This is a genomic window from Flavobacterium sp. N2820 (assembly GCF_025947285.1).
Classification (GTDB): Bacteria; Bacteroidota; Bacteroidia; order Flavobacteriales; family Flavobacteriaceae; genus Flavobacterium.
The window spans coordinates 1,495,029-1,519,144 of record NZ_CP110008.1; the positions used below are offsets into that span (position 1 = coordinate 1,495,029).

At 31.4% G+C, this 24,116-nt stretch carries 46 protein-coding genes; 3 read left to right on the forward strand and 43 right to left on the reverse strand.

Annotation, left to right across the window (positions count from 1 at the left end):
• From OLM52_RS07220 to OLM52_RS07320, 21 genes are all read right to left on the reverse strand, one after another.
• Complete coding sequence (locus OLM52_RS07220; RefSeq protein ID WP_264550451.1) at nt 1-609, reverse strand: peptidoglycan-binding domain-containing protein; 609 nt, start codon at nt 607-609, stop codon at nt 1-3.
• Complete coding sequence (locus OLM52_RS07225) at nt 606-1,139, reverse strand: hypothetical protein (RefSeq protein ID WP_264550452.1); 534 nt, start codon at nt 1,137-1,139, stop codon at nt 606-608. The genes OLM52_RS07220 and OLM52_RS07225 overlap by 4 nt, the downstream gene beginning before the upstream one ends.
• A 1-nt stretch (nt 1,140) precedes the next feature.
• Nucleotides 1,141-1,443 carry a hypothetical protein gene (locus OLM52_RS07230; RefSeq protein ID WP_264550453.1) on the reverse strand — a complete coding sequence of 101 codons (303 nt, stop codon included), beginning with the start codon at nt 1,441-1,443 and terminating at the stop codon, nt 1,141-1,143.
• A gap of 1 nt (nt 1,444) precedes the next feature.
• Nucleotides 1,445-1,708: a hypothetical protein gene (locus OLM52_RS07235; protein ID WP_264550454.1), complete on the reverse strand. Its 264-nt coding sequence runs from the start codon at nt 1,706-1,708 to the stop codon at nt 1,445-1,447.
• Nucleotides 1,705-2,004 carry a hypothetical protein gene (locus tag OLM52_RS07240; protein WP_264550455.1) on the reverse strand — a complete coding sequence of 100 codons (300 nt, stop codon included), beginning with the start codon at nt 2,002-2,004 and terminating at the stop codon, nt 1,705-1,707. Before OLM52_RS07240 ends, OLM52_RS07235 begins: the two co-directional genes overlap by 4 nt.
• A 1-nt stretch (nt 2,005) precedes the next feature.
• Nucleotides 2,006-3,205 carry a phage head spike fiber domain-containing protein gene (locus tag OLM52_RS07245; protein WP_264550456.1) on the reverse strand — a complete coding sequence of 400 codons (1,200 nt, stop codon included), beginning with the start codon at nt 3,203-3,205 and terminating at the stop codon, nt 2,006-2,008.
• A gap of 3 nt (nt 3,206-3,208) precedes the next feature.
• On the reverse strand, nt 3,209-3,352 hold the full coding sequence (locus OLM52_RS07250; RefSeq protein ID WP_264550457.1) for a hypothetical protein: 144 nt from the start codon (nt 3,350-3,352) through the stop codon (nt 3,209-3,211).
• Between the two features lie 2 nt (nt 3,353-3,354).
• Nucleotides 3,355-3,777, reverse strand: a complete 423-nt coding sequence (locus tag OLM52_RS07255; RefSeq protein ID WP_264550458.1) for a hypothetical protein — start codon at nt 3,775-3,777, stop codon at nt 3,355-3,357.
• 54 nt (nt 3,778-3,831) lie between these two features.
• A complete protein-coding gene (locus OLM52_RS07260) occupies nt 3,832-4,305 on the reverse strand; it encodes a hypothetical protein (protein ID WP_264550459.1) in 474 nt (157 codons plus the stop codon).
• Between the two features lie 94 nt (nt 4,306-4,399).
• On the reverse strand, nt 4,400-4,786 hold the full coding sequence (locus OLM52_RS07265) for a carboxypeptidase-like regulatory domain-containing protein (protein WP_264550460.1): 387 nt from the start codon (nt 4,784-4,786) through the stop codon (nt 4,400-4,402).
• Nucleotides 4,783-5,145, reverse strand: coding sequence for a carboxypeptidase-like regulatory domain-containing protein (locus OLM52_RS07270; RefSeq protein WP_264550461.1), 363 nt, complete (start codon nt 5,143-5,145; stop codon nt 4,783-4,785). Before OLM52_RS07270 ends, OLM52_RS07265 begins: the two co-directional genes overlap by 4 nt.
• A gap of 1 nt (nt 5,146) precedes the next feature.
• Complete coding sequence (locus OLM52_RS07275) at nt 5,147-5,578, reverse strand: hypothetical protein (RefSeq protein ID WP_264550462.1); 432 nt, start codon at nt 5,576-5,578, stop codon at nt 5,147-5,149.
• A 1-nt stretch (nt 5,579) separates the two neighbouring features.
• Nucleotides 5,580-6,086 (reverse strand): hypothetical protein, encoded by a 507-nt coding sequence (locus OLM52_RS07280; protein WP_264550463.1) that lies wholly within the window; start codon nt 6,084-6,086, stop codon nt 5,580-5,582.
• A 3-nt stretch (nt 6,087-6,089) separates the two neighbouring features.
• A complete protein-coding gene (locus OLM52_RS07285) occupies nt 6,090-6,278 on the reverse strand; it encodes a hypothetical protein (protein ID WP_264550464.1) in 189 nt (62 codons plus the stop codon).
• Nucleotides 6,262-7,140: a hypothetical protein gene (locus OLM52_RS07290; protein WP_264550465.1), complete on the reverse strand. Its 879-nt coding sequence runs from the start codon at nt 7,138-7,140 to the stop codon at nt 6,262-6,264. The genes OLM52_RS07285 and OLM52_RS07290 overlap by 17 nt, the downstream gene beginning before the upstream one ends.
• A gap of 13 nt (nt 7,141-7,153) precedes the next feature.
• Nucleotides 7,154-7,402 (reverse strand): hypothetical protein, encoded by a 249-nt coding sequence (locus OLM52_RS07295; RefSeq protein ID WP_264550466.1) that lies wholly within the window; start codon nt 7,400-7,402, stop codon nt 7,154-7,156.
• On the reverse strand, nt 7,396-7,764 hold the full coding sequence (locus tag OLM52_RS07300) for a hypothetical protein (RefSeq protein ID WP_264550467.1): 369 nt from the start codon (nt 7,762-7,764) through the stop codon (nt 7,396-7,398). The genes OLM52_RS07295 and OLM52_RS07300 overlap by 7 nt, the downstream gene beginning before the upstream one ends.
• 85 nt (nt 7,765-7,849) lie before the next feature.
• Nucleotides 7,850-8,437 carry a hypothetical protein gene (locus tag OLM52_RS07305; RefSeq protein WP_264550468.1) on the reverse strand — a complete coding sequence of 196 codons (588 nt, stop codon included), beginning with the start codon at nt 8,435-8,437 and terminating at the stop codon, nt 7,850-7,852.
• A 65-nt stretch (nt 8,438-8,502) separates the two neighbouring features.
• Nucleotides 8,503-8,946 carry a hypothetical protein gene (locus OLM52_RS07310; RefSeq protein WP_264550469.1) on the reverse strand — a complete coding sequence of 148 codons (444 nt, stop codon included), beginning with the start codon at nt 8,944-8,946 and terminating at the stop codon, nt 8,503-8,505.
• Between the two features lie 32 nt (nt 8,947-8,978).
• Nucleotides 8,979-9,779, reverse strand: a complete 801-nt coding sequence (locus OLM52_RS07315; RefSeq protein WP_264550470.1) for a hypothetical protein — start codon at nt 9,777-9,779, stop codon at nt 8,979-8,981.
• 4 nt (nt 9,780-9,783) lie between these two features.
• Nucleotides 9,784-11,373 carry a transglutaminase-like domain-containing protein gene (locus OLM52_RS07320; protein ID WP_264550471.1) on the reverse strand — a complete coding sequence of 530 codons (1,590 nt, stop codon included), beginning with the start codon at nt 11,371-11,373 and terminating at the stop codon, nt 9,784-9,786.
• 262 nt (nt 11,374-11,635) lie between these two features.
• Between OLM52_RS07320 and OLM52_RS07325 the strand changes: the two genes are divergently transcribed.
• Nucleotides 11,636-11,836: a hypothetical protein gene (locus OLM52_RS07325; protein WP_264550472.1), complete on the forward strand. Its 201-nt coding sequence runs from the start codon at nt 11,636-11,638 to the stop codon at nt 11,834-11,836.
• 12 nt (nt 11,837-11,848) lie between these two features.
• On the opposite strand, the gene OLM52_RS07330 is transcribed toward OLM52_RS07325, so the two are convergent.
• From OLM52_RS07330 to OLM52_RS07430, 21 genes are all read right to left on the reverse strand, one after another.
• Nucleotides 11,849-12,217: a hypothetical protein gene (locus OLM52_RS07330; RefSeq protein ID WP_264550473.1), complete on the reverse strand. Its 369-nt coding sequence runs from the start codon at nt 12,215-12,217 to the stop codon at nt 11,849-11,851.
• An 8-nt stretch (nt 12,218-12,225) separates the two neighbouring features.
• A complete protein-coding gene (locus OLM52_RS07335) occupies nt 12,226-12,402 on the reverse strand; it encodes a hypothetical protein (protein WP_264550474.1) in 177 nt (58 codons plus the stop codon).
• On the reverse strand, nt 12,402-12,647 hold the full coding sequence (locus OLM52_RS07340; RefSeq protein WP_264550475.1) for a hypothetical protein: 246 nt from the start codon (nt 12,645-12,647) through the stop codon (nt 12,402-12,404). The genes OLM52_RS07335 and OLM52_RS07340 overlap by 1 nt, the downstream gene beginning before the upstream one ends.
• Nucleotides 12,644-12,859: a hypothetical protein gene (locus OLM52_RS07345; protein WP_264550476.1), complete on the reverse strand. Its 216-nt coding sequence runs from the start codon at nt 12,857-12,859 to the stop codon at nt 12,644-12,646. The genes OLM52_RS07340 and OLM52_RS07345 overlap by 4 nt, the downstream gene beginning before the upstream one ends.
• Nucleotides 12,856-13,125, reverse strand: coding sequence for a hypothetical protein (locus tag OLM52_RS07350; RefSeq protein ID WP_264550477.1), 270 nt, complete (start codon nt 13,123-13,125; stop codon nt 12,856-12,858). Before OLM52_RS07350 ends, OLM52_RS07345 begins: the two co-directional genes overlap by 4 nt.
• Nucleotides 13,126-13,155: 30 nt before the next feature.
• A complete protein-coding gene (locus OLM52_RS07355; protein ID WP_264550478.1) occupies nt 13,156-13,476 on the reverse strand; it encodes a hypothetical protein in 321 nt (106 codons plus the stop codon).
• Nucleotides 13,477-13,478: 2 nt separating this feature from the next.
• Nucleotides 13,479-15,083 (reverse strand): DNA cytosine methyltransferase, encoded by a 1,605-nt coding sequence (locus OLM52_RS07360; protein ID WP_264550479.1) that lies wholly within the window; start codon nt 15,081-15,083, stop codon nt 13,479-13,481.
• An 18-nt stretch (nt 15,084-15,101) separates the two neighbouring features.
• Complete coding sequence (locus OLM52_RS07365) at nt 15,102-15,815, reverse strand: DNA methyltransferase (protein ID WP_264550480.1); 714 nt, start codon at nt 15,813-15,815, stop codon at nt 15,102-15,104.
• Entirely contained in the window at nt 15,812-16,159 is a 348-nt protein-coding gene (locus OLM52_RS07370; protein ID WP_264550481.1) for a hypothetical protein, read from the reverse strand. Before OLM52_RS07370 ends, OLM52_RS07365 begins: the two co-directional genes overlap by 4 nt.
• 227 nt (nt 16,160-16,386) lie before the next feature.
• A complete protein-coding gene (locus tag OLM52_RS07375; RefSeq protein WP_264550482.1) occupies nt 16,387-16,656 on the reverse strand; it encodes a hypothetical protein in 270 nt (89 codons plus the stop codon).
• A gap of 18 nt (nt 16,657-16,674) precedes the next feature.
• Nucleotides 16,675-17,160: a hypothetical protein gene (locus tag OLM52_RS07380; protein WP_264550483.1), complete on the reverse strand. Its 486-nt coding sequence runs from the start codon at nt 17,158-17,160 to the stop codon at nt 16,675-16,677.
• 25 nt (nt 17,161-17,185) lie between these two features.
• Complete coding sequence (locus tag OLM52_RS07385) at nt 17,186-17,431, reverse strand: hypothetical protein (RefSeq protein WP_264550484.1); 246 nt, start codon at nt 17,429-17,431, stop codon at nt 17,186-17,188.
• 15 nt (nt 17,432-17,446) lie between these two features.
• The gene (locus OLM52_RS07390; RefSeq protein WP_264550485.1) at nt 17,447-17,641 is read right to left on the reverse strand and encodes a hypothetical protein; all 195 of its coding nucleotides are present in this window, start codon (nt 17,639-17,641) and stop codon (nt 17,447-17,449) included.
• An 11-nt stretch (nt 17,642-17,652) separates the two neighbouring features.
• Complete coding sequence (locus OLM52_RS07395; protein ID WP_264550486.1) at nt 17,653-17,988, reverse strand: hypothetical protein; 336 nt, start codon at nt 17,986-17,988, stop codon at nt 17,653-17,655.
• Nucleotides 17,989-18,015: 27 nt separating this feature from the next.
• Entirely contained in the window at nt 18,016-18,495 is a 480-nt protein-coding gene (locus OLM52_RS07400) for a hypothetical protein (RefSeq protein ID WP_264550487.1), read from the reverse strand.
• Nucleotides 18,496-18,501: 6 nt separating this feature from the next.
• The gene (locus OLM52_RS07405) at nt 18,502-20,259 is read right to left on the reverse strand and encodes a hypothetical protein (protein ID WP_264550488.1); all 1,758 of its coding nucleotides are present in this window, start codon (nt 20,257-20,259) and stop codon (nt 18,502-18,504) included.
• 13 nt (nt 20,260-20,272) lie between these two features.
• Nucleotides 20,273-20,719, reverse strand: a complete 447-nt coding sequence (locus OLM52_RS07410; protein ID WP_264550489.1) for a hypothetical protein — start codon at nt 20,717-20,719, stop codon at nt 20,273-20,275.
• Nucleotides 20,720-20,730: 11 nt separating this feature from the next.
• Nucleotides 20,731-21,048, reverse strand: a complete 318-nt coding sequence (locus tag OLM52_RS07415) for a hypothetical protein (protein ID WP_264550490.1) — start codon at nt 21,046-21,048, stop codon at nt 20,731-20,733.
• Nucleotides 21,049-21,066: 18 nt separating this feature from the next.
• Complete coding sequence (locus OLM52_RS07420) at nt 21,067-21,351, reverse strand: hypothetical protein (protein ID WP_264550491.1); 285 nt, start codon at nt 21,349-21,351, stop codon at nt 21,067-21,069.
• A gap of 17 nt (nt 21,352-21,368) precedes the next feature.
• Nucleotides 21,369-21,590, reverse strand: coding sequence for a hypothetical protein (locus OLM52_RS07425; protein ID WP_264550492.1), 222 nt, complete (start codon nt 21,588-21,590; stop codon nt 21,369-21,371).
• 436 nt (nt 21,591-22,026) lie between these two features.
• Nucleotides 22,027-22,218 (reverse strand): hypothetical protein, encoded by a 192-nt coding sequence (locus OLM52_RS07430; RefSeq protein WP_264550493.1) that lies wholly within the window; start codon nt 22,216-22,218, stop codon nt 22,027-22,029.
• 137 nt (nt 22,219-22,355) lie between these two features.
• On the opposite strand from OLM52_RS07430, the gene OLM52_RS07435 reads away from it, so the two are divergent.
• On the forward strand, nt 22,356-22,742 hold the full coding sequence (locus OLM52_RS07435; RefSeq protein ID WP_264550494.1) for a helix-turn-helix domain-containing protein: 387 nt from the start codon (nt 22,356-22,358) through the stop codon (nt 22,740-22,742).
• A 54-nt stretch (nt 22,743-22,796) separates the two neighbouring features.
• On the forward strand, nt 22,797-23,306 hold the full coding sequence (locus OLM52_RS07440) for a hypothetical protein (RefSeq protein ID WP_264550495.1): 510 nt from the start codon (nt 22,797-22,799) through the stop codon (nt 23,304-23,306).
• A gap of 337 nt (nt 23,307-23,643) precedes the next feature.
• Here the strand turns inward: OLM52_RS07440 and OLM52_RS07445 are convergent, their stop codons facing one another.
• Nucleotides 23,644-24,108 carry a hypothetical protein gene (locus OLM52_RS07445; protein ID WP_264550496.1) on the reverse strand — a complete coding sequence of 155 codons (465 nt, stop codon included), beginning with the start codon at nt 24,106-24,108 and terminating at the stop codon, nt 23,644-23,646.
• Nucleotides 24,109-24,116: the final 8 nt, after the last annotated feature.

Below are 24,116 nucleotides of genomic sequence, written 5' to 3' on the forward strand. Positions count from 1 at the left end.
TTAGATTTTTTTAATATCCGCAGCTTTTACAAAATAGAGTTCTTTACCCCAAAAAGTATTTTTTTCAACTAAATACCAGGTAGCCGTTGTGTTTTTACCTATAATTTCTCCAACCTCTTCCCCATAATCTACGGTTGTTTCAACTTTGCCTGTACTTTCATAAGTTCCATCTGCTTTTTTAAAAGCTTCATACAAATTTGTAGGTGTGGAAAAATTGATGTTTGCCATTATTTTAGTACCAATAGCTAAAACATTGCGATTGATCAATGGCAATTTATTGTATTGATTTACACTTACTTTTTTTACGCCTTTTAACGTGAAAAGTCTTGTTTCGGTGTCATTTCCAAAAATACCGTCAATATCAGTGCCTTTAAATCCTAAAAGTTTTTGTAATTCTTTTACTTCAAGTCCTGTACTTCCTTTTGCTACAACTTTATTTGGGTCCATTGTTGGTAATGGCTTTGGTGGTGGTGTAGTTTGGTTGCTTCCTGGTGTTGGTGCTGGTTCATTAAATTGCGGTGCTTCTTTTTTACTACTGGTTAATAATAAAATCAAGCCGCCTATACCTATGCCTATGGCAACTGGTTTGATGTAATTTGTTGTTTTCATGGTCTGAATATTTTAGAGAAACGATATAGAATATATGCTATTGATAAACCTCCAGCAATAGCAAGCCAAACTAACCACTTTGGGTATACTTCTTTTACTATTGTTTGTGATTTACTATTTTTTAAATCTGAAATTAATGATTTTAATATTTTAGTGTCTTTTTCAATGGCTTCTTTAATATCGGCATAAATAACAAGTTCGTTTTTTAGCTCATCGAAGAAAATACCAAACTCATTATTACCTGATTTTTTTACATTGTTTAAACGTTGTAAAACGTGTTTAATTTCGGCATTAGTAATACTGTCGCATTCTGGTTTAGCCGTTTTGATTTGGCTGATTTTTAGTATCAAACTATCTTGTATTGCTTTAGATATTTTGATAGTAGAAACGCTGTCTAATTTAGTTTCAATTGTTTTTTCAATTGTATGTGTATTTTGCGGTTGTGGTTTTGCCTTGCAACTAATAACAAGAAATGATACTGCTAATAAAATTAACAGCATGGTAAACCAATATTTTAATGACTTTTTCATGTTATCTACCTATTTTATTGTTAGTACAATTTGAACATTGACTTTTGTACAAATGCAGTTCTTTTCGGAGTTTTGCCATTTCTTCCTGCATTTCCTCATACTGGCTTTTCATGGTGTCTTGAAGCTTGTTAACCAGTTCAATTGCTTTGTCGGCTGTTACCATTTTTTCCTGTTCAGATTTTGAAACTTCGGAGCTGGTTGTGGCTTTAATTTTTATTAGATCATATTTGAAAGCTGCAATTGATAAAACAAATGTTACAATTGAACTTGATGCAACTGTGATGATGATGTTAATGATGTTCATGTTAAAAAAATAATAAGATTAGTCCAACAATTAACCCACCCAAAACCGTTATAATTACGTCCTTTTTAGAATATGTTGCGTTGAAGTGTTTAACCTGTTGGACTTCCCAATAATGACCGATAACGATGCAAAGCGCCCAAGAAATAATAATACCTAAACCTTTAGGTAAAATTATATTTGGAACTATAGCTATTAATGCCCCAAAAACAAGGTGTAATACGTTTCTATTTTTCCAGTATTTTGTTAATTCGATTAGTGTTTTCATCCTGCAAAAGAGTGTTTAGGTTTAGTAATTTGACTTGTAATATCGGCTGCACCGAAATCTATTTTTTGTTCGCACATTATATCGTAATGGTATCCTTCTGCATAAATAGGTGGTGTAATTTCATTACCTTCTTCGTCATAAACACCATCTTCTAAAACAATCAAGCCTATTTCTACAACCGCTTGCACACCTTCTCCGTAGATAAGTCCTTCTTCTGTTTCAATATAAACCCCTTTAGCTATTAAATCAGCTATTGCGGTTTCTTTGTTTTTATATTTTAATTTGTATACGTTCATTTTATAAAGTTGTTAAAGAAATGCATTGTTCGTCTGTTAATTTAGTTTTCCAAAGTAAAATTTTGTTTATATAATTTTGTTTAGAGCTTGTATTCCCTACACTTAAAGATAAAGATGAAATGTTTAAAGGTAAAACACCGCTATTAGAAGAATTAATTAAAACTCCATTAATAAAAAAATCAAAATCATTATTCTTATATGATAATGCTATTTTTTTTCTACCAGAAGATTCTGCTAATGAAAAACTATATTGAAATCCTGTTGAGTTTCTAACTACAACCGAAATTAAATTTGAAGAAGAACAAGAAAAAAATATCCTATTTGCAATACCACCATCTCCTATTGATATTATACCATTATCTATACTTAAAGCTTGAAAATCCATATCAACAAACACAACTCCCTCTGTTTGCCCTATCAAATCAGCTATCCCCGTTTTAGAAATCACATCAGCATTTCTTGTTACTGCACTTGTTATTGTTGGAATATATGAAGTAGCGTTTGCAGCTGCTTCTAATTGTGCTCCCCACAAAAAAACAGATCTACCAACGTTAATATTGTCTGAACTAAATCTTGGTCTAATTGCATTTTCCACAGACGTAAAAGTTCCTATTAATCTATACCAGCCATTAGATAGCGTTTCATAAGTAATTGAACCACCACTAACCCCTGAAATAGAAGTTAATTCGCTTCCGTTCCAATTTATTAACCCTTGTAACGCATTAAGCGTATTTCTTACAAGAATTGAGCTTCTTTCTGCGTTATTGTTTTTTATAAAAACAGAAAAAGTATACACTACTCCTGTACTTCCGTTATAAATTTGACTAATAAAATCAGAAATATTATTATTCGTAATTAGTGAAGCATCATTATTACCTGACGGAGAAATACCCGAATTTGGATTAATAAAAATACTTCCTAATTTTATCCAAATAGCATTTGTGAAATCTTGAGAATATGTAAATAAATTCGTTCTCAAAGGTTCAACTAATATACTCGGACAACTTGAATTTTTATAGTTTAATCTTGCAACATTTGCAGGTACTTGTTCAATTAAACCCAATTTATTTACTCTTGTAGCTGTAGTTGCACGAACCACAGCTAAATCGCCTGTACCGTCAAAAGGTTTAATAGCATACAATTTGCTTGCTTTCACCGCATTTGGTGTTATCACTAAACTTGCTTGCTCTATTAAACTCATTTTTTATAAATTATTTAGGTGGTTTGTTAAACATTCTTCTGCTTCAAAAGTTCCAGCATCGGCAGCAACTCTCGCTTTGAATTGTTTTATCAATTCATTAACATAAGAACCATTTTGCGGTTGGCCAGTTGCTAATAATGTTAACATAATTAAGCATATATTAAATTCACAATTACGTCACCTGCTTCGATTGGGTCTTCGTTATTGTCAGCGCTTCCTGCTGTAATTCCTATTACAATTCCACGATCAAAATTGATACCGTCAGGAAAAGAAATTGCCAAACCAGCTCCTTGCGTATTTGCAGGAATTGGAATGGTCATAATTGGTAAATCTTCGCCCCAACTTGGTAAGGTATTTTTATTGAAAAACTTTAAAAATCTAACCTCATTTGTCAATCCAATAGCTATTATTGAATATAAATTACCTCCAGAAGCTTTTACAATATTTTCATTAATTGTATTTTCTGAAATTAATTTATATGGGATTGTTCCGTTAAGTCCTTCGGTATTGATAACCTTTGTCACTTCTAATTGTGATTCAGGTTTTTTTACTACTCCTATCGTTACACTCATTTTACTCGTTTTTTGCAATTAAAAAAGCTGCTATTCCAAACAGAATGGCAGGTACTATGCTACTTTTTTTTTTAGTAATGGTTTATCAAAAATGGCCAAACCGTCTTTCCAATCTTGATCCGTAATATACTTTTCGTTTTGGGTGCCGTTTTCCACTCGATTAATGGCTTTTGCAATTTTTAATAAATTATCCTCAGTTAAAACAATTTTTGAGTTTACTGGTAATTTTGTTTGTGTTGCAACAGTATTAATATAAGCTTGTGTATTATTTTCAAACGGTGGCGCAAACTCATGAATTAACTGTGTAATGGTTTTTCCAGCGGCCAAATCATTGTATATTAAAATCATTTTGGCACGTATACCGTAGCGTAATTCTTTAAATTGCTCAAATGCTTTATCGGTATCAAAATTTTGTGCAAATGGAATTTTACCAAGCCAATTATTTCTACTTGAATATCTAATGTTGCCCGGATTGTTATTTCTAATTCCGCGCGGTAAATCATTTCTATTTAGATAACTTTTTGCCATTATTTTGTTGTTTTTTAATTGAAATTAATGGGCGAATAACCGCCCATTAACTCAAAGTTGCGCTACACAACTGACACTACTTGAAGCAGTTTCTTTATATTTTTGCTACTACGGCTTTTTCTTTTCCAGATGATAATGCTACGCCTGCTAAAAAGCCAGCTGTAAACACTAAAACTGAAAATAAGCCTTTTCTTTTGCATGATTCCGAAGTTGAAGCGGTTGGCGTTTGTGTTTCTAATTCAGACATCATGTTTATAGTTAACGGTTCGGTCATATTTTCATTTACGCCTTGCGCTAACTCTTGTTTTGTGTTTTCATGTTTAAAAATCAAGGTTTGTTTCCCTGAAATTTCTATTTCAAATAATCCGTTTTGATCTGTTGTAGTTTCAATTTCAGGATATGAATTTTGAACTGTAACAGTTGCGCCTGGAATTGGCTTTTTGAAATAATTTAAAACTGTTCCTTTTATAATTGCACTCATTTTTTGTCTGCTTTTGAATTGGCGATTATGGTTCCTATTCCTATTGGAATAATAATCCACCACCAATTTAGTTTTGTTTTAGTCTTACCAATTGCAACAAATTCATTTAGTGTAATTGGTGCCATTTCAATTGACTTGAAATTGATATTTTTAACTGTATCAATAATTGTAATGCCATCTACGTGTGAAATTCTTAATTTTGAATCAGGCGTAATTGAGGTATTATAAATTTGAAAATTACCGTCTTTATCTGTTGCATCTCCAATAGTAGTTTGCATTCCTTTAAAATCTAAAAGAACAACGCTTGCACCCTCTAAAGGGTCGCCAAAAGAATCATATAAAATGAATTGTACTTGCATACTACAGATAGTTAGGGTATTTTAGTTTTAAGGTTCTATAATAATCAGAAGTAACTCCTAATTCTTCTTGTAACCAGTATTTCAATCCGTGCATTGTTCCAAACCAATCGTTGCTTCCAAATAAATAGTAAGGCCTTTGTCCAAATGCTTGAACTACTTTTGCAAACTGTGACTGATTTACAGCAGTTAGTTCGGCAATTATTTCAGCTTCTTTTGTGCCATAACCGTCCATTAATGAAAATAGATTTTCTGCAACAGATTGCGCATTAAAAGGTGCTTCATAATATCCAGAACCGCCTGTATTATCATTTCCTGTTGGGTCTTGTTGTCCTCCTCCTGAATCTTTTGAAGATTTAACAATTAGATAGACTAACAAACCAGTTCCTACGGCTATACCGCCATATTTTAAATATTCTTGTTGTTCTGCTGTCATTTTAAAATACGTTTTGTACTAAGAATCTTAGTTGTTGTAATTCCTCTTCATCAAACTGGTCGGTAAACCATTCTACAATATCCATTTTTGGCGATAAAGGAATGGATCCTTGTCGTGCTCCAAAAGCATTGTATAATCTAATCCATCCGTTATAGTTCAAACCAGCAATGTTAGCAGCTACAATTTGAAAACCGTTACCAAAACCTTTCATCGCTCCATAAATAGCTTCGGCTTTTGATTTCGCCTGACCGTTAGTTATGTTTGCTTCTTGGTAATAAGAAACTTCTTTAGATGGAACAAAACGATTTGTCCATTTTGAATATGCCCAATATCCTACACCTAAAACAAAACCAGTTTTTAAAATAAACGGAAGTACCGAAACCGTAGCTTTCACAACTTCTCTTTGATTTTCGGAAGCATTTTTTATGGCCGTTTGGCCTGCTTCTGAACTCAATACAGTTGCAACTGCTGGATTGGCTAATTTTGTTTTTTTAGGTGGATTTTTCATTTTTTACATAAATGTTTTTAGAATAGCGAATTTGGCTGCTGAGCTTAAATAGCTTCTTGCTTTTTCGTTATCTTTTAACGAAGCCAAACGCACTAATTCGTCGGTTGTAAGTTCTAAGACTTTTTCAACCGCTTGTTTTCTTTTCAGTTCGTCAATTTGACTGCTTCCTGTAATACTAACCGTTGTTGCCATTTGCGTACTTTTGAATTATTTGATTTAACTCTAACATAAAATTTTCGTTCCCGATAAAATGAACAATCGAACCTAAATAGTTAATTTGATCATCGGTACAGCTTTCTCCAACAAATTCAAAAAACTCACGTTTGATGCTTGAAACGTTTGGATTTCCTAACCCCATTGAAACGGTTTCAGTTGTAGCGCCCATTTTCATAGCTACTACACTTTCCATCATTTGAGGTGCTTTATCCATTAATTTTTCAAAGGCAGGCGAATCAATCCAGCTTTTTTTATCAAGCTTTTCGGCTAAAATTGCCATTTCCTTGTCTTTTGCAGCTATTGATAAATCAGTTTTTAGTTTACGATTTTCGTCGTCTAAAATTTCATTTTTCTTTTTTACTGCAGCTAACTCATCTTTTGTTTCTTTCAAGGCTTCCTTTACATCGTCAAGTTTATTTGCTTTCATCATGTTGTCCATGATTTGCGGTGCTGATAATCCAAACGGATTGCCAAGCATATTTTGATTATGTATTGGTTCGGCCATAATTGGTTGTTGGTTTGAAACAACGGCAGGAACTTGTGTTGTATGGACAGTAGCAACAGCTTCAATTGGTTTTTCTAAAATAAAATTCATTTTATAAGATTGTCCAAATTTGACATTTGTGTTACCTTGCATTTTTCTATGCTCTATCCAAACTTCACACTCGCGTCCGTTTAGTAATAATTTTATGTAATCTTGCAAGTTTTGATTTGTAATATCTTGCAAGTAAGTATCTTTTTTACCCAAAGGGGTATCATTTGACATATCCGTAATGCGCAAAAAATGCGTATTAGGATTTTGTTGTAAAAACTGTATAGTAGCGATTGAATTACTCATTTGTGTAGCGTTTTTAGCTCTTACTTCGAGTGAAGTAATTGCAAATTAATTTTTTAGAAGCTCCAGCACCAAAAGTTATTGTTACTGAGTTTGCTAATTCTTCTCCGTTGGTATTCATGGGAAACGAATCGCCTGGAGCTAATTCATTTCCTAAAATAACCACGTTTGAAGTTCCGTTGTTTTGAAAGCATGGATTAATCATTCCTTTTAATGGGAATGCGTTATCATCTTTGGTTATAGTTTTAGAAAATGCGTTTAGCATGATGAATCGTTTTTATTATCTTCAAGAATTGCAAATAAGACTTGTACATTAACATCTGTTGGTCGCTCAGGTGTGTAGGCAAATAATTTTGCATCTACTTCACGGCCACCATCTAAATGCACTGGGCGCATAGAATCAATCCATCGACCTCCTGCTGTTTTTTCAGAAAACTGTACATCGCAAGGCGATAAGATTTCATTGTTGTTGTCTAACAAAGAGAAATCAATAATCTCATTTGTACCGTTACCTCTTGTGGTTGTACCAATTGCGATAATTTTTCCTGTTGGAATTTTTGTACCTTTTGTTGCACTTTGGTCACCTCTTGGAAGTGTAATATTTATGGTTTTATAAGTAATATTCATGACTGATGCACTTTTAAAAATTAAAAAAAGCCTATGCCTTTAACGGCAAAGGCTTTTTTATAAATGGTTGGGTTAAATGGTGGGTTTAGTCAACTTTTTTAGCAGTTTGTAAACCGTTTGCTCTGAAATAAACGTAATGTTTAACAGCACCGTCTAAAACTACTCCTGGAGGAAAATGCAATTGAATTTTTACTTCTTGGTCATCTAATAAATAACGTAAAGATTTCAATTGTTTATACTCGTCTTGTGCATTTGCACCAGTTTCGATATTAGCAACATCACGAACTGGCAATCTTAATGCTTCACGTCCGTTTTGTGAAATAACTAATACCGCATTTTGAAGTGCTGCTGGTGGTTTTGTACCATACTCCAAACTACCTTCTAATCCTGAAGCGGCATTTGTTGCGTAGTTCAATGCGATTTGGTCAAAAATGAATGCTCTACCTTGTTTCAAACGATCCTTATCGAATGAATTGATACCTGTTACACGGTCAGACGTACCGTCGATTAAATCGATAATAGAACCTCCAGAAATTTCTTTCTTGATTTCCATTGTTTGATCATCAAGAACAACTTTAGAATTACCTAAGTCATTTCTTAATTGGGTTGAAAGTCGTCCGCTGATATCTCCTAAGAAAGCTAAAACGATACTAAAAAAAGCTAAATTTCTCATGTTTAATGTGGTTAAATGGTTTTTTTTTACTGTGGTTTTTTTTAAATACTAATTTTTTTGTTAGATTAAACTAACTGTGCTGGTGCTACTCTTACCTCTCTTGCAGGTTCCCAGTCTACTGGATTTCTCAAGCTACGTCCTAAACGTGCTGTTGCTGTTGGGTTTGACACCTCTGTTGTGTGGCCAATTACAGCATTAAGAAATTTACCTGTAGTTGTTGCATTGTCTTGTACTGGTACACTGTCTTTCAACATATCAGTTACATAATCAGTTCCTTGTTTAACAGCCATTCCTACGAATGCTGCTTGTACTGCTTCGCCAGCAGTAGTTTTTGGGTTTACCGAAGCAGCTGCAATTAACGCAACGCCAGTTACTAATAATTTTTTATAATTATTTGTACTTTCAGGCATTACATTAACAACTCCATCTGATAATTTTGCCCCTGCTACTCCTGCTCCTATTTTTACAACAGAAGACATAGCGCTTTTTTGTGATGGTTTTTGAAACATGGTTTAAAATGGTTAAATGGTTTTATTTTATTTTAATTACTCACTAATTTACCTATGACAACACCCGCCAAAAGAAAACCGCCTAGTTTTAATAGGCTGTTACTGCTTTGTGGATTTTTTGGTGCTTCATTGGTTGGTTTTGGTTGGTTTTCTCCCGACATATCAACTGGTGCTGAATCTGTTGGTACTATCGTATTTCCTAATGTATAATTTGTAGCGGTTGCTTGAAATTTTACAAATGAAACAATTGGGAAAAGTAAATCTGCTGTACTTTCGATTGCTTTGTTTTCGGCAATATATTCTACTGGCGAAGCTTCAATAGCTTTGAAAATTATATGCTCTAAATGACCTATTAATTCTGTAACAAGTTCATTTCTTTGTTTTTGTGCTTCTTGTGATAACTTAGGATTGTCCCAGTTAAGATATTCTTTCACAATAGCCAATTCGTTGTTAATTTCATTGATTAACTTCAATTGCAATTGAGCATTAGTAGTTTGCATTAAAACGGTTGCTTTTTCAACCATTGCCTTATATTTAGGCGCAAAACTTCTTGTAATCCAATTTTCAATAGCTATGTTTTCAACATCAGAAATCAATGCTGTGCCGTCTTCCGCAACATAAATACTACCTCTACTAATTTCATCAATAGAAGTTCCAAATGCTTCTAAAAGTGCTTCAGCTAATTCACCTGGAATAGCTTGAATTGCAACTCTTACAGCTCCACGCCAAAGTCTACCAAAAAAACTTCTTTTTGGTTTGGTTGCTCCTTGAACCAATCCATTCACTCCTGTTGATACGGCTCTACCTAATGCTTTATTTGAATACTGTATCATGCTCTTATTTTTTTACTTGTTTAGATCCAGGACCATTGTCTTTCATTTTTGAAAATCCCCAAGCTAAAGCGCCAATAACTAAACCGCCAATGATAATTACGCCACCGCCTGATTCAGTTGTTTTTTTAACTACAGCCGAACCACTACCCGGATTAGTGTTATTATTTCCGGTTGAACTTTCTCCTGGAAATGTATCTAAAGGCGTATCAAAATATTCTAAAACATTATTTAACGATTGTAAATAAGTTGAAGAATCAAATGTGTTAGCTTTGTCCGCTTGAATTGTGTAATTTGTTAATTCAAATACTGGAATTGTAGAAACATCAGCTTTGATTGTATATTTATACTCTGGTTCGTTTATTGTTACCGTTTCTGCACCTCCAGCGCTTGTACCCCAATAACCTGTGCCACTTGAATAACCTGTAGTTAATGATTTGTAATTTTTAAAAGTCAATGTTGATAACACACTACCTTTTGTGAAAAATTTATTTAACCAAGCGTCTAATGCTTGAATTGCAGTAATTGAAAAGAATTCAGTTACTCTAATTGTAGCATCAAAATTGTCTTTTGAACAGGAATTCCAGCCTTGTGCTTGTTTTCCTTTTTTATACGCTGCATCGAGCATTTTTGCAAAACCTTTGAAGCTTGCAGTGTGAAAACCTAATAAACCAATATCGTTTAATGCCGCATTGTTGATTTGTAGCGCATAGTCTGCAAATGTTTTCGTCATTAATTTGGTATTGTTACGCAAATAATCTTTATCGTAAGCCGAACCGCCTATACAGTCAATACCACTAAATAATGACATGATTGAATTAAAGTCCAGTTGATTAACAATTGAAGAAATAGAACCTGCATCAATTCCGTTTAATCCTACTGCAAATGGCGTTGTAGGTTGCGCTGTTAAAAATGGATATGTATATGGATTTGACAAACCAGAACTACAATCGCACGCTTGACCAGGACATGACAAAGCCGCACTATCTAAATTTAGATAAGGCGTGTTTAAATAAGGACTGGCTAAACCGATATGTTTTAAATTTTTCATGTTAAATTCGTGTTTTTCATGGAAATTCACTTCTTTATTGTCATGTGTTGTAGCGTCAATTATTAAATAAGAACCTTGATACGGAATTTGAACATAAACATGGCCCCAATCATTAGAGCCTTGCAATTTTACTTTTACAAACGAATGATCAATATCTTGACACAATAATAATGCGGATGCCAAACTTGAAAATGTTTTACAATCAAAACCTACTTTTCTAAAATGCCATGCAGCACTTGGAGCATAAATTTGTTGTAAACTTTCGTCGATTTTATACTGAAAATGTTTGTATAAAAAAGTGTAATTGTTTTTTACTGTTTCAAGAACGTTTTTACCTTTTAGCACATTGGCCACTTTTTGAAATTGGTTAGCATACTTATTGGTCCAATAGGCCATGTATTCTAACGTATCATAAGTATCTGAAAACTCTTGTGGCAATTCAAAACTATGTTTTACGTGTTTATAGTTAGGAATTAGGCCGCTATATTGCGAACCCGATTCTAACTTTCTGTAGAGCATAGTATTAATTAATTGCGCTTCACTCATATACTTTTTTTAGAAACTGGCGTTTAGGAACGTATGTTTGATGTGCTACGTGTAAACGCCGTATGTTTCTGTGGTGGGTGTGGTTAAATGTGACCCAAATATACTTCCGTTAAATAATTGACTTGTAGGATTTTGTATGATTTGGTAGTATTCTGTAGGATTTTGTAACATTATGTAACATTATGTAGGATTATGTATGATTTTGTAATGTTTTTAATTGAAATTTTTTATATTTTTGACCTACCATTTAACCAATTTAGCTATGAGTGATACTACCGAATTTAAACCGATGAGAAAAGGTGAAGTATTGGCAAAATTTGCCACTTTTTTTGGGCGTGAAAATGTTCGTCAGAAAATATGGGAAATAGTAAAGAATAATAGACAAATACCTCTGTGTGAAGCAAAACACGTTAAAGGTTTAAGAAAATCTGAAGTAAAGATGATACATGAAGAATACGCATAAAAAAACCCGAAATTAATCGGGTTTGTTAGATTGTGATTTTTTTACATTATAATTTTTATAATTTTTTAATAACCATATATTGTAATCATCTAATTCATCTTCTGTAAACTGGTGTAATTGTTCGTTGTAAAAAACAAGATCCTTTTTTAAAAATTCAGTAAGTGAAATGTAATAATTATTGTTATGACGTGGTTTTGGCTGTTCCTTTTTATTATCGCTAAACGCTAAGATAATTACTATTACAGGAACCGATACAAATGCTAATGTTAATTGAAAAAAAGATATTTTATTTTCGAGAATCATATCTATAAACGTGAAAAATGTAATTAAAATACTTGATATTATTACATATTTCCATTCGATTTTTTTAAATTTTCCCATATTCTAAATTATTTTAAATTAGTGTTGATATAGTCTAATTCTAACTCCGTAAGTTCTTTGTTAGATTTTATTTTATCGCCTGATAAAATAATTTTTACCTCTATGCCATTGGCTCTAAAAATGTAAAAAGTATCTTCATCATGGATAGATTTTACACATACTACATACAAATCCTTTATTTTCATTAGTCGAAAATTGAAAGTTGAACGTTGTTTTTTGGTTCCTGAATTTCCATTGTTTCACAAAGTTTTGGGTTCATTGCAATATACTTTTCCATGTACTGCAAATGTGCTAACGTGCAACGTTGTAAGTCTGGAAACGTTTGCTTAAACTTTATTATTGGAATGGTTTCTCCTGTGGGTTTAACCGCCAGTAAAACGTTATTTAAACGTTGGTAACTGGCAGCACCTTTAATGATTGGAATAGTCATCTTTCGTTTAATTGATTAAAAAATAGTTGGTTAAATGCTTCGTTGTGTAGTTTTTCTTCGTGAATTTCTTCGGGTGTTTTCTGTCGTATTTTATTGATTAATAGCAATAATGAAACGCATAAAATAAAGATGAAAAATGTTGTAATACTGGGTTTACAATTATTGTTTAGAAAATGTGCTGCTTTTGTAAAAAAGGTTTCTATTTTTTTCATAGTCTTGGATTATTTAAAAGGTTTTGAATATTATCTAATTTCCGTTGTAAATCATCTAATCGTTCCTGAAGGTTTAATTGCTTTTTGTGTTTCATTTCAATAATGCGGTTTAGCCTGGCAACGTCTTTTACAAGTTCTAAGTAATTTTCTAACGAAAAGAAAAGTATATCAGGAACGGTTTTCAAGTTTTGCGCAGCGGCAACTTCTTCCAGTTGCTTTTTTTGTTTGGCTGTAAACTTGCGTATGTAGGTGGAATCTTTAATCATGTTATTAAAATGTAGATTTATTTAACTTTTTTACTCGCTTTGCCCAGCTGTCGGACTTTCTTTTGTACCTTGATTTGTAGATTTTTTACAATCACATAATTCACAACTTCCGTTGCATTTTGTTTTAGGAATAACAATTTCTAATCCTAAACTTCTACAAATGCTTCCTAACATAAATTGTCGAATATTATCGTTTTCCATTATTGCTTTTACTTTTTCATCTTTTATGTCTGTTGTTGCTATTGTTTTTACTAATGGAAAAGCTTCTTCTAGTTTTTTACCATAATCTAAATTGTTAGCTACTTCCGCTATTTTTAATGCAAGTAGCGGTGTTACTTTTGGTTTTTCCATGATTAAGCTGATTTTAAAAGTTTATAATTTAGTAATGCGTTGTAGTTTGCTTGAATTAATGCTTTTGCCTGATTTACTTCGACTGCGTTTCCAATGAATTTTTTTTGCTCCGTTTGTGTACCGATTAACTTGTAATCTTTTGGAAATCCTTGTATTTGTTTTAGTTCTGGAATGTTTAGCATTCTCATTTTTATGTCAATAACTCCGTTTAAAACCATGAATTCCTTAATTTTTATCATGGTTTCTGAATCGCTTTCGTAAACTGGAATCGTAATTTGTCCTAATTCTGTAGAAACTAAATACAAAGGTGCTTTGTCCTGACGTGCTACAACTGTGCAACATGGTGCATCAATACTGCCATTGTTGCCGCCCCAAGCAGGATTAAAAATGTATTGCTGTGCTTTTACTAAATTAAACTTTGGAACAGTTGTAAGTGTGCCTATTGGCTTTTCAATTGAAGCCGCTACACCTGTGCCGTATTGTTGATCAATAAAATTCACATCCACTTTTGTAATTCTGTCTTTTGTGGTAATGGTTGGTGCTGGCGCATCGATTGAGTGTAAACCAAAATTGCCGTAATAAGTAGAAAGATGCGAAGCGGTTACGATTGCTTGACCTCCTACGGTTGTAACAGTTCCTGCTGGTTCATCAACCGAAATTACTTTCCCCTCTGGACGGCCTGAATAGTATTTTTTAATAAAAACCGATTTCACAAGTGCATGAGTGCCATTTGTACAAATAGTTCCCATTGGTTTCTCAATAGAGTTTACTTTTTGTTCGGGTTTTATTTTTCCACCGTTGTAACGTTTGGTAAAAACTGGCTCTCCATTTGCAACAAATTTTAAAAGTCCGGCATGAATGCGTTTTAATGTATTTTCCGAAAGTGGTTTTTTACGTTCAAAAATACTAACGCCCTCATCTTGTAAGTCTAAAACTTCGCGAACTGGTTTCCATTTTTCCATTGGAAACAACGGACTTTCAATTTTATCTTTTGTATGTGTTTGTTCTGGAAACGCAATTGGTAAACCGTGCTTTGCAAACTGGATAAATAAACGCTCACGACTTTGGTAGGCTCCATAGTTTGCCGAATTTAATAGTTTAGCATCGTATTTAAAACCGAAAGATTTAACTTTTTCAATCCATTTTACGTAATCTTTACCCTCAGTTCTTGAAAGTGGTTTGCCGTTTTCGCACAAAGGCCCCCAACACATAAACTCACGAACATTCTCTACAAAAAAGTAATCAGGTTCTAATTGTTCTAAATACATGAACATATGTTCGGCTAACGTTCGGCTGTCGGCATCTCTTGCTTGACCGCCTTTTGCTTTTGAAAAATTAGTACATTCTAAACTCGCCCAAATATTGATCATACAATCAGGTTCATTTTTGCGGATTTCCTGAACTAATTTTTTAAGTTTTAGTACTACTTCAAAATCTCGGATATCTTCGGTAAAATGGTATGCTTTTGGGTGGTTTTCAAAGTGCGATTTTATGGCATTTGCATCATGATTAACACAAGCTAAAACTTTTGTGTTTTCACTGGCTAAATGTATGCCCGAAGAAGTGCCGCCTGCACCGCAAAATAAATCGATATAGTAAATATTCATGTGGTTAAATGGTTTAAATTAAAAAAATCTTTTTTGACTTATTTCTATCTGAAATCTTTTTTCTTGAGCATCAAATTTTTCTTTATCAATTTCAAATGAATGGAATTCATTCCCAAACCAATAATTTGAAATTCTATTGCTTCCAGAACCTAAATGTGTATCTATGACTTTTGAACCTGGTTCAACATATTCATTCAAAATCCAATCATAAATTTTTATTGGCTTTTGTGTTTCATGTATTCGTTTTTCATTTAGTTGTTTATTTCCTTGTTGTATTAATGCTTTTCTAACATCTTTACCGCAATAAATACCTTGCATCATTCCAGACCATAAATAATAAACAATATCAGTCCTTTTTGTAAATGATAACCATGCTAATTCACAACCAAATTGATCAGTTGCACCATTCAATTTGTCCCAAACCAAATAACCGCCCTCAAGTCCATAATAGTTTCCTCCGAAAATAATTTGGTTTTTACTTATTCTGAAAAGTTCTTTAAAATACTCTTCAGATGATTTTTTAAAATCCCAATCGGAATGTTTGTAATTGTTTTGCTTAATTGAAATTTTTGAACCATTACTTTGTCTAACAAATTTTGGTTTAAGTGTTGGTTTTGATGCTCCAATACAATACTCAATATCTACTATAGCATAATCAAAATATAAATCAGGATATTGTTTCATTCCTATAATACAATCTAAATTATACGCCAATGATATAGGTTCAATCATAACAACGCTCCTTTTAATTGTTGGTCCAGGAATAACTTATATTTTTCTTTTACATTTTTTTCAAATACTCCAGAATTAGGATTATCAAAATAGCATACTTTTAGAAGTACTGCAGCTTCGGAAGTTTTGAAAGTAATTTGATACCCTTTTTTTGCTTCGGGTTTCTCAATTTTAGTGCGGAAAGTGAACCATAATCTAAAAGAAATATCTAACGTTATGATTGCATCTAAGAAATTTTCAGTAGTTTTTAATGATTTTTCGGCTTGCTGCTGAAAATCATATATTTCGTTTTGTAACGTTCGTACTTCTTGGTGTGAAACGTTGTGTAGCTTTACTTGTTTCATTATTCAATTACGTAAATTAATGTATCAGTTTGGTTGTCGTAGCATTGGATTTTATGAAATCCTGCTATTTTTAGCTTTAACCTATTGAGCATCGATTGAATGATTGCTTCGTTAGGTAAATAATTGTGTTTAATGGGAGAATACCAGTACTGGTTTTTAGTTTCTCCCTTAAACAACACAACTATTTTTATTTTGCTTTCGGTGGTAGTCCAGAAAGGCATACGAATCTAATTTTTAGATGCTTTTTTTTGTGCCTTGAAGTTTTTTTTCAACTCTTTGTATTGAAAAATTGCACCTTGCTGGGTTTTAGCATAAATGGTAACGGCACCATTTTCAAAAAGAAAGGGTTTTAATCCGTTTTTTTCTAAGTTTTTTTTATGCTGCTTTTGAAACTGATACTCACGCCATGCAGGAATAAAAATTGCTCTAATGAATAATGAAAGTAAATAGCCTGCACTCAATAGTAAAATGGCTAAAAAAATAAGATTTGTTTTCATGTGGTTAAATGGTTTTTGTTATTTTTTATGGTTTTTATAAGATATACTTTTATTATCTGTTAAACACTCAATAGCTTCAAATTGTGTATGAAAATCGCTGACTTTAAATGAAATATCTATATGACTAATTGAATGATATGCTTTTGAAATAACGAAAAAACAAATTTCATTATTTATTAAAAATTTTAATACTTCTTTTCCAAATTCAGTATCAGAAGAAAAACATCTAGGAGAAATACAATCATATAAATTTAAAGACTTAGCAAAATTGTAATCAAATTTTATCAGAGCAGTACTTAAAAAATCTATTAAATCAAAATTTTTATTTTTAAACTTTGATAGAAGTAAAGGATATTGGAAATGTTTTTTTTTATCTTCAACTAATTTAAAAAATTCATAAGCCTCAATAAATTTTTGTTTAAAAAAATCTTCTGTATCTTTATAGATATTATCATCATTAAAAGCTAATTCACTCATTATAAAAATTGATGTTGTTTTTTTCATTTTGTTAGTGTTTAAATTGTTGATATTATTTTTTAAAGTTCTTTTTAGGTTTGGTAAAAAATTTACTTGGTTTTTGTTCGTAATACGTTGTCATTTCTACTAAATTACCTCTGTAGTTTTTTATTGGAAATGGTTCGGGTTCAAATGCTATATTTTTTGTCTGTTGATCTTCAATAATTACTACCTTTTCAAGATTTTGTAAACTGGCTACTTTTTGAATTGCTAAAACAATTTCATGACTACAGCTACCAATGATTGCAATTTTTGTCATTTTTTTTTGAATTCGTTAAAAGAAAAAACCGATAATTATTAATCCAAAAAAACCGATCAGAAAACAAACTATACCTAAAATCAAAAATCCAGTTAATATGTTAGATACAGTTTCACTTTCTTTCGCTTCTATTGAATTAGCAGCCGATAATCCAAAAGCAATGAATAAGAAAGCGCCAATTATTGCCAATGGCATTAAAATTTGTTCCATTTTGTTAGTGTTTAATAATTATAACTTAATTGTTTTGCTATATGTCTTATCGATTTTTGTAATTTTTCCAAATCCAACCATTCTTTTAATGATCTAATTTTAGTTTCTTTACCGTAATCAATATCTCTAATTTGAAGTTTTAATTCTTGATTAATAATTGAAAAATCAACTTGAACAGCTTCATCAATTTTTTCGTTTTTTACAAATACGGAAAGTGGATTAGGTCCATAACTTTCATTTATTATTTCAATACTGATATGAAAACCGTTATAATCAAATCTAACTTCGCTATAATTACAACCATCATTATGATCAAATACTTCAATATCTTCTTTTTTTAAGTTCATAACTCTATTTTTTTGTTGCATACTCTCTTAAACGTTCGGTAAATTATAATTTGATAATTGCCACCCACCAATTTTTCTTATATGATTTTCATTAATATTATTGGTTTTACAAATTGTTGATATTATATTATTATACTCATCTTGTTTTAATTTATTTATATAATGAATATCAAACTCATTTGTACTTTGCATTTCTTTAATAGATAAATCAAAAATTTTTAATGCTTTATTTATTTCAATTATTGTTTTTTCAACAATTTTTGATAATTCTTTAAGTGGTCTTTTATTTACTTTGAAAATTTCTTCGTTTAAAAAGTTATCGTAAACTGTAATTTCTGAAAACCCTTTAATAATTGTATTAAAGTGAATAAGTCTTGATAACATCCTTGAAGTTATTTCTTCAACTGGTTTATCATTTTCTTTTATATAAGAATAATATATAAGTGTTTTTTTATTTAATAAAACTTCTACTTTTATTCTACTTTTTTCTTCGCTCCAAATTGCCATATTATATTATTTTTTAGTTGAATACTCTCTTAAACGTTCGGTAAATTTCATTTGATAATTAGCAGGAAGATTGTTTTTAACGTAATCCAACGTATCGTTTAATGAAATTCTATTGTTTTTGAAGCGGTTGAATACCAAATCAAATTTTTTCGCATAATTGATACGTTCTTTACGTTCTTTTGCCGCTTTTAATGCTTGTTTTTCTTCTGTAATTCGGTTTTCGAGTGCTTTTTTATTGGATAAAAATGCTTTTTTAGTGTACTCAAAGCCAATTTCTTTAGGCGATTGACGTGTAAAATCAAAATATTGGTTCGGATAAAGTGGTGTAACGTTCTTTGACGTGAACCATTTGTGTGCGTGGTTTAATCTCCAACGGTATTCTTGCAGTTTTTCTACCATTAATTCCTTGTTATACAAATTTCCGTTCACTAAAAACTTCTTATTGGTCCAGGTGTCCAATGCTTTTTTCCATGAACCGAAGAAAGGTGTTGAATTTCTGTATAATCGGGCAGCTTCTTTAAAAAATTCCTGAATGATCAATTCTTTAAAACGTTCACGGCTCATAGTTCCGCTTACTGATTCATGATATAATTCTCTAATATCAAGCGGTTTGTAGTAATTGAATTGGCCAGATGCTAACTTATTGCACAATTCAAACTCATTTTCAATAAAATTTTCCAATTTTTCCGAAATTTTAACACTTTTTTCGCCGCCCCCCAGTTTGCCTTTTTCAACTTGCGCAATGGTGTTACTGTCAATGTTATTGTTAAAATTAAAATCAGGCGAAGCCGTTCCTTTTATAAGAGAAATGTTTTGAACATTCTCTTTTATTTTACTTTTATTTAATTCTGTTACAGTAACCTCTTTATTATTACCAAAACTTTTAGCGGTTCGGGGCGTAAAGCGCTGATTTTCAGACGTAGCCAAATCTCCAGAATGTTGGTCGAAAACAACCAAAATTTCACGGTTTATATGTGCTTTTACGCCTCTTTTATGACCGCAAAAGGTGTAATCGAATAAAATGCCTGCTTCGACTAAATTACGTCTGTGATTCTTGATCGTTTCTTTACAAACGTCTATCGAAGCAATTCCGTTTCTTTGAAGCATTACAATTTTTAGCGAATTAATTTCAAGCATTTTAATAGGGCGATTTTCAACTATTCCCATGTCTTTGAATACTTTTGTGTTTTGTGCTAATTGTTGGCTGTATTCGTATAAGAATTGCTGAAAAACCAATTCTGACTGGTATTTGATAATGTGCAGCTTCTTCTTTTTCAAGATAACGCCTTTGTCTTCAAAAATCTCGTCTACTTTTTCATTGTATGCAACTGGAAGAAGTGAATTATATTTCTTTACAAACAAATTAGCGAACGTTTGTTTTACGTCGTCATCTTGTTTTGCAGGAACGTTTAAATTGTGTTTTTCAATGGCAATGTTCTCCAGTTTGCGCATTTCGTTTAGTTTAGAAACGTAAATACGGTACTTATCCATCGTTAAAGCAAATGCTTCTCCATTAATTTCAGGAAAAACGGCTTTTAACGGCTGTTGATTTTTAGTGTTATTGGTAAAATCAACGTGTAATCGACGTGTTTTTTCGGTACGTTCAACGTCTAATGAACGTATATCTGTTTCACGTTTAACGTCTAATGAACGTGTTTCAATTTCACGTTCAACGTGTAATGAATTTACGTTAACTGGGAGTAGTTGTCCAAATATAGTATTGTGAAATATCTCTCCAGCTTGTTTAGAGTTTCCTATTCGCATGGTGTGGTCGTGGTTAAATGGTTGGTTTTATCTTTGTATATTTCAACTGAAATTGTTCTTCTGATATTGTATCATTTTCTATTAAAATAGAATGTTCATCAGGAATATTTATATTCAAAAAACTAGCTATTATTTCTTTTTCGATTTTGTTTTCAAAAAAAATAAATTTTTCAACTCTATATTGTATTTGGATTAATTCAATATATTTTTTGTTTTCTGAAAATTTAATTGTGTTAGTAGCGCATCTAATAGAATCATCTTTACTTTTAATTCTACCTCTTTTTGTGATTATAATTATTTTTGACTTATAATCATATATACTCTTTTTATCAAAAATTATCAAATCACCTACACTAGCTTCTGGACAATTTATTTTACATATTTCTAAATTTTCATAAGTAACTTTTCCAGTTATAGGTAATGTAAATTTGAAAAATCTTTTGCAATTTCCTTTAATCATAACCAAAATAATTAATTCAAAATTGCTTTTGATTGTGAAACGATAAGAATAAGTATCTTTTTAGTTGGGTTGTAGTTGAAGTATCTAACTTTAAAACCAAATTGACTAAGTACGGCCAATATTTGCTTTGAATTTGGCTGTAAATCGGCATCAAAGAAAATTTTTATTGTGTCAACTGGTTTGGAATTTAAAGTTATTCTTGAATGCTCTACGTAGTGGATACATAATAAATTAAGAATATGATCCATAGGCTGCATAATGGTAACAGGAAGCGTATTAACCGCTTGTGTAGTGTTTCCCTCGTTGAATATTGTAGTGACATTTTGCATGATGTGGTGGTTAAATGGTTATTCAGTTATAACTTGTTCCATTTTTGAAAATTTAACCTTGTAAATCATCATTTTTGGAAAAGCTGTTGAAGATTTTGTTTCTAAAATTTCTTCTATTTTGTATAAAACTTTTGTAGTTGCGTTTTTATACTTTTTTGAAGAAATTTCAACGACATCACCAACCACTACGGTTGCATCTTTTTTAATTCTAAATTGGAATATTGGTTCTTTTAAATATTCCTTTTCACTTGTTGGCCATGTAATAACGGCACAATTTTTAAAATCGTTTTCAAATGTTTGCATGATTTTTTACGTTTTAATTAATTATCTGAAGTAATAAATTCGGGTGAATCAACTTGCATCATTAAAATGCTTGTTGCATCTAATAATGTTTCGGCAATAACTTTTCGTTGTTGCTTTAAATACACAATTGTTGGGTTTAATTGTGGTGCTTCATTGTCTTTTTCAGACAATTCGCTCAATACTTCTACTGCCATTTGGTAGCGGTTGTATTTTTCTTGAATTTCTTTTGGTTTTTGCATGATATTAATGGTTAAATGGTTTTTTTAATAATGATAACCTTTCAGGAGAGGACAATTTTTACATATCTTCAAATAGTAATTCACATTGTCCTCAACTTCCAGGAATCATGCAAGTTTAACTTGCGCAAAGGTATTGTTGAAAAAAGTGTTTCATTTTTGGCATTAATTTTGTTTATTTGTAGCTGTAAGGGTGGTTCCTTACAAATCTGCACCGCATGGTGTGGTTAAATGGTGGGAGTGGCGTGGTTGCCGCTCCCTTTTTTTTTCATTAAACTTGCTGCAATATTTAAACAATTTTCTTTTGAAAAAGGATTGTTTTGAATTGCTTTTTGCTTTGGCTTTTTAGTGTTAACCTGGACCATACGCATAAATCTTTTTTGTTCGCTTTCGGGCAAACTCAAAAATATAGTATGTACAGTTTCGGCAAACATTATAATTAAGATGCTTTTGGCACGGTTTTAGATTTTTTACGAGGGTATACAATAAAATCAATTGAAGAATAGCTTAAACCAAATTCAAGAGAAACAGTAGTTATTGCTTCATCTCTTTTTTGGGTTTTCTTTACTTCTTTGAATCGTGCAACAATTTTTTTGTTGCGTTCGATTAAAAAATCAGATACTTTATTCATTTTTTTTGTATTTTGATTGAGCAATATTACAAACGTTATTCGATTAACGCAAATATTTTTCGATTTATTTTCAAAGATTTTACGAATATATTTGTATTTTATTGATTTTCAACGTTTTAAAAAATGTTAAAATACACATGAAAAATTATATTTCTGAAAATATTTCTTATTTAGTAAACAAAATGCGCTGTTCACAAGATGAATTCGGTGCAATTTTTGATTTAAAAAGAAGTGTCGTTTCACAATATATAAAAGAAAAATCACAACCTAGAATAGAAACCATTCAAAGAATTTGCGCACACTTTCAAATAACAATTGATGATTTTATTAATAAATCGCTGGAAGAATTAAAAAACAATGTTGTAAATGAACCCCCAGCTGCTTATCAAATAACCAAGCATGATGAAAATAAAATAATTGTTTTATTAGAAAATACTATTAAAGATAAAGACAAAATTATAGCTACTTTGGAAGAACAAGTAATGTATTATCGTTATCCAAACGAAAAAAGTTCTGGAGCCTAAATTTTTTGGCTTGAAAATTGTACATTTGAAAAAATGAACTTAAAATTTTATAACATGAAAAAATTATTTTACTTATTATTGTTTGTTTCTTTTAATTTATTTGCGCAACCAGATAGCACTGCCGTAGAAGGCACTACTATTGAAGAGTACAATTATTTAACGAAAGGGTATAAAATCCAAATTGAAAGCGGTTTGGATATGAAAAAAGGCTATGTTTTAAAAAATGTACCTGGATATTTTTCTGATAAAATGAGCTATACAAATGATAACTTATTTAAAAGGGAATCAAATTACAAATTACTTTACAAAGAAGGAAGCACAAAACCTTGTGCGATTTTAATGATTTTAACTGTTTATCATAAAAGTAAGTTAACCGGAACACATTATTTTTGTATTCCTACATACAACAGTAATTTATGGTTAAACTTTAAAGAGGATTTATATAAGGTTTACATGAAAAATTATGAAACAAACACACAATTAAATAGAGTTGATCTGTTTCAACATTATATCAATAGTTTAAAGATGATTTCATACTGTTTGACAGCTGAAAACATAAAATAATAGAATACTAAAACGCATACGATTTATGTTTTTTATTATTGCAAAACCTATGTAATTAAGCCTTTTTAAAGGCTTTTTTTATATCAATTGTAATTCATAACCCTGAGGTCACGGGTTCAACTCCCGTCCTCGCTACGAAAAGGAAGCTTTTAAAAATCAACGGATTAGTGTTTACTAATCCGTTTTTTTTATGTCTAACTATTTCTTAGTTTTACAAACAGTAAACGAAACAGTAAACGATTTTGCGTTCAACTCTTAAAAAACTTCTTGTTGCCATTAATAAAAAAAGGATGCAGAAGCACCCTTTTTTATAGTATAAATTCTATCAATTTATAAATTACTCCATACTATACGCTTTGAACTCCCCATTATTAATGGTAATAGTAGTATTATCAGCATTGGTAACCGTTGCTGTAAAAGTTCCTTTGATATAATCTCCTGTGGTTTGAGTAAGTGTTATTGAACCACTTTCAGCAAAATCAAAGTCAAAATTTAATGCTTCTGAAGTAAATGATACTAAGTATTCTGAATCAAATCCGTCATTGACAGCAAATGTTCCGTTTTCTAATACTGTTGGTATCCATAATTCAAGTTGAGTATCACCAGGATTAGTTAACCCTGCTCCATTATTTCCATTAATTGTAATTAGTCCTGATTCAGCTGTGATAATATCGTTAAATTCATAATTAGTTCCGTTTATCGAAAATCTAATGTACGTTTCTTGGCTACTTGATTTGCTGTCATCAGAGCTACAAGATAATAATGTGAATAATACTACTGCAATTGAGAGAATTTTTTTCATGTTTAATT

What these genes read in the sequence shown, in the direction of transcription:
- OLM52_RS07220 (WP_264550451.1), bottom strand. Translation starts at nt 609, where the DNA reads ATGAAAACAACAAATTACATCAAACCAGTTGCCATAGGCATAGGTATA.
- OLM52_RS07225 (WP_264550452.1), bottom strand. Translation starts at nt 1,139, where the DNA reads ATGAAAAAGTCATTAAAATATTGGTTTACCATGCTGTTAATTTTATTA.
- OLM52_RS07230 (WP_264550453.1), bottom strand. Translation starts at nt 1,443, where the DNA reads ATGAACATCATTAACATCATCATCACAGTTGCATCAAGTTCAATTGTA.
- OLM52_RS07235 (WP_264550454.1), bottom strand. Translation starts at nt 1,708, where the DNA reads ATGAAAACACTAATCGAATTAACAAAATACTGGAAAAATAGAAACGTA.
- OLM52_RS07240 (WP_264550455.1), bottom strand. Translation starts at nt 2,004, where the DNA reads ATGAACGTATACAAATTAAAATATAAAAACAAAGAAACCGCAATAGCT.
- OLM52_RS07245 (WP_264550456.1), bottom strand. Translation starts at nt 3,205, where the DNA reads ATGAGTTTAATAGAGCAAGCAAGTTTAGTGATAACACCAAATGCGGTG.
- OLM52_RS07250 (WP_264550457.1), bottom strand. Translation starts at nt 3,352, where the DNA reads ATGTTAACATTATTAGCAACTGGCCAACCGCAAAATGGTTCTTATGTT.
- OLM52_RS07255 (WP_264550458.1), bottom strand. Translation starts at nt 3,777, where the DNA reads ATGAGTGTAACGATAGGAGTAGTAAAAAAACCTGAATCACAATTAGAA.
- OLM52_RS07260 (WP_264550459.1), bottom strand. Translation starts at nt 4,305, where the DNA reads ATGGCAAAAAGTTATCTAAATAGAAATGATTTACCGCGCGGAATTAGA.
- OLM52_RS07265 (WP_264550460.1), bottom strand. Translation starts at nt 4,786, where the DNA reads ATGAGTGCAATTATAAAAGGAACAGTTTTAAATTATTTCAAAAAGCCA.
- OLM52_RS07270 (WP_264550461.1), bottom strand. Translation starts at nt 5,145, where the DNA reads ATGCAAGTACAATTCATTTTATATGATTCTTTTGGCGACCCTTTAGAG.
- OLM52_RS07275 (WP_264550462.1), bottom strand. Translation starts at nt 5,578, where the DNA reads ATGACAGCAGAACAACAAGAATATTTAAAATATGGCGGTATAGCCGTA.
- OLM52_RS07280 (WP_264550463.1), bottom strand. Translation starts at nt 6,086, where the DNA reads ATGAAAAATCCACCTAAAAAAACAAAATTAGCCAATCCAGCAGTTGCA.
- OLM52_RS07285 (WP_264550464.1), bottom strand. Translation starts at nt 6,278, where the DNA reads ATGGCAACAACGGTTAGTATTACAGGAAGCAGTCAAATTGACGAACTG.
- OLM52_RS07290 (WP_264550465.1), bottom strand. Translation starts at nt 7,140, where the DNA reads ATGAGTAATTCAATCGCTACTATACAGTTTTTACAACAAAATCCTAAT.
- OLM52_RS07295 (WP_264550466.1), bottom strand. Translation starts at nt 7,402, where the DNA reads ATGCTAAACGCATTTTCTAAAACTATAACCAAAGATGATAACGCATTC.
- OLM52_RS07300 (WP_264550467.1), bottom strand. Translation starts at nt 7,764, where the DNA reads ATGAATATTACTTATAAAACCATAAATATTACACTTCCAAGAGGTGAC.
- OLM52_RS07305 (WP_264550468.1), bottom strand. Translation starts at nt 8,437, where the DNA reads ATGAGAAATTTAGCTTTTTTTAGTATCGTTTTAGCTTTCTTAGGAGAT.
- OLM52_RS07310 (WP_264550469.1), bottom strand. Translation starts at nt 8,946, where the DNA reads ATGTTTCAAAAACCATCACAAAAAAGCGCTATGTCTTCTGTTGTAAAA.
- OLM52_RS07315 (WP_264550470.1), bottom strand. Translation starts at nt 9,779, where the DNA reads ATGATACAGTATTCAAATAAAGCATTAGGTAGAGCCGTATCAACAGGA.
- OLM52_RS07320 (WP_264550471.1), bottom strand. Translation starts at nt 11,373, where the DNA reads ATGAGTGAAGCGCAATTAATTAATACTATGCTCTACAGAAAGTTAGAA.
- OLM52_RS07325 (WP_264550472.1), top strand. Translation starts at nt 11,636, where the DNA reads ATGAGTGATACTACCGAATTTAAACCGATGAGAAAAGGTGAAGTATTG.
- OLM52_RS07330 (WP_264550473.1), bottom strand. Translation starts at nt 12,217, where the DNA reads ATGGGAAAATTTAAAAAAATCGAATGGAAATATGTAATAATATCAAGT.
- OLM52_RS07335 (WP_264550474.1), bottom strand. Translation starts at nt 12,402, where the DNA reads ATGAAAATAAAGGATTTGTATGTAGTATGTGTAAAATCTATCCATGAT.
- OLM52_RS07340 (WP_264550475.1), bottom strand. Translation starts at nt 12,647, where the DNA reads ATGACTATTCCAATCATTAAAGGTGCTGCCAGTTACCAACGTTTAAAT.
- OLM52_RS07345 (WP_264550476.1), bottom strand. Translation starts at nt 12,859, where the DNA reads ATGAAAAAAATAGAAACCTTTTTTACAAAAGCAGCACATTTTCTAAAC.
- OLM52_RS07350 (WP_264550477.1), bottom strand. Translation starts at nt 13,125, where the DNA reads ATGATTAAAGATTCCACCTACATACGCAAGTTTACAGCCAAACAAAAA.
- OLM52_RS07355 (WP_264550478.1), bottom strand. Translation starts at nt 13,476, where the DNA reads ATGGAAAAACCAAAAGTAACACCGCTACTTGCATTAAAAATAGCGGAA.
- OLM52_RS07360 (WP_264550479.1), bottom strand. Translation starts at nt 15,083, where the DNA reads ATGAATATTTACTATATCGATTTATTTTGCGGTGCAGGCGGCACTTCT.
- OLM52_RS07365 (WP_264550480.1), bottom strand. Translation starts at nt 15,815, where the DNA reads ATGATTGAACCTATATCATTGGCGTATAATTTAGATTGTATTATAGGA.
- OLM52_RS07370 (WP_264550481.1), bottom strand. Translation starts at nt 16,159, where the DNA reads ATGAAACAAGTAAAGCTACACAACGTTTCACACCAAGAAGTACGAACG.
- OLM52_RS07375 (WP_264550482.1), bottom strand. Translation starts at nt 16,656, where the DNA reads ATGAAAACAAATCTTATTTTTTTAGCCATTTTACTATTGAGTGCAGGC.
- OLM52_RS07380 (WP_264550483.1), bottom strand. Translation starts at nt 17,160, where the DNA reads ATGAAAAAAACAACATCAATTTTTATAATGAGTGAATTAGCTTTTAAT.
- OLM52_RS07385 (WP_264550484.1), bottom strand. Translation starts at nt 17,431, where the DNA reads ATGACAAAAATTGCAATCATTGGTAGCTGTAGTCATGAAATTGTTTTA.
- OLM52_RS07390 (WP_264550485.1), bottom strand. Translation starts at nt 17,641, where the DNA reads ATGGAACAAATTTTAATGCCATTGGCAATAATTGGCGCTTTCTTATTC.
- OLM52_RS07395 (WP_264550486.1), bottom strand. Translation starts at nt 17,988, where the DNA reads ATGAACTTAAAAAAAGAAGATATTGAAGTATTTGATCATAATGATGGT.
- OLM52_RS07400 (WP_264550487.1), bottom strand. Translation starts at nt 18,495, where the DNA reads ATGGCAATTTGGAGCGAAGAAAAAAGTAGAATAAAAGTAGAAGTTTTA.
- OLM52_RS07405 (WP_264550488.1), bottom strand. Translation starts at nt 20,259, where the DNA reads ATGCGAATAGGAAACTCTAAACAAGCTGGAGAGATATTTCACAATACT.
- OLM52_RS07410 (WP_264550489.1), bottom strand. Translation starts at nt 20,719, where the DNA reads ATGATTAAAGGAAATTGCAAAAGATTTTTCAAATTTACATTACCTATA.
- OLM52_RS07415 (WP_264550490.1), bottom strand. Translation starts at nt 21,048, where the DNA reads ATGCAAAATGTCACTACAATATTCAACGAGGGAAACACTACACAAGCG.
- OLM52_RS07420 (WP_264550491.1), bottom strand. Translation starts at nt 21,351, where the DNA reads ATGCAAACATTTGAAAACGATTTTAAAAATTGTGCCGTTATTACATGG.
- OLM52_RS07425 (WP_264550492.1), bottom strand. Translation starts at nt 21,590, where the DNA reads ATGCAAAAACCAAAAGAAATTCAAGAAAAATACAACCGCTACCAAATG.
- OLM52_RS07430 (WP_264550493.1), bottom strand. Translation starts at nt 22,218, where the DNA reads ATGAATAAAGTATCTGATTTTTTAATCGAACGCAACAAAAAAATTGTT.
- OLM52_RS07435 (WP_264550494.1), top strand. Translation starts at nt 22,356, where the DNA reads ATGAAAAATTATATTTCTGAAAATATTTCTTATTTAGTAAACAAAATG.
- OLM52_RS07440 (WP_264550495.1), top strand. Translation starts at nt 22,797, where the DNA reads ATGAAAAAATTATTTTACTTATTATTGTTTGTTTCTTTTAATTTATTT.
- OLM52_RS07445 (WP_264550496.1), bottom strand. Translation starts at nt 24,108, where the DNA reads ATGAAAAAAATTCTCTCAATTGCAGTAGTATTATTCACATTATTATCT.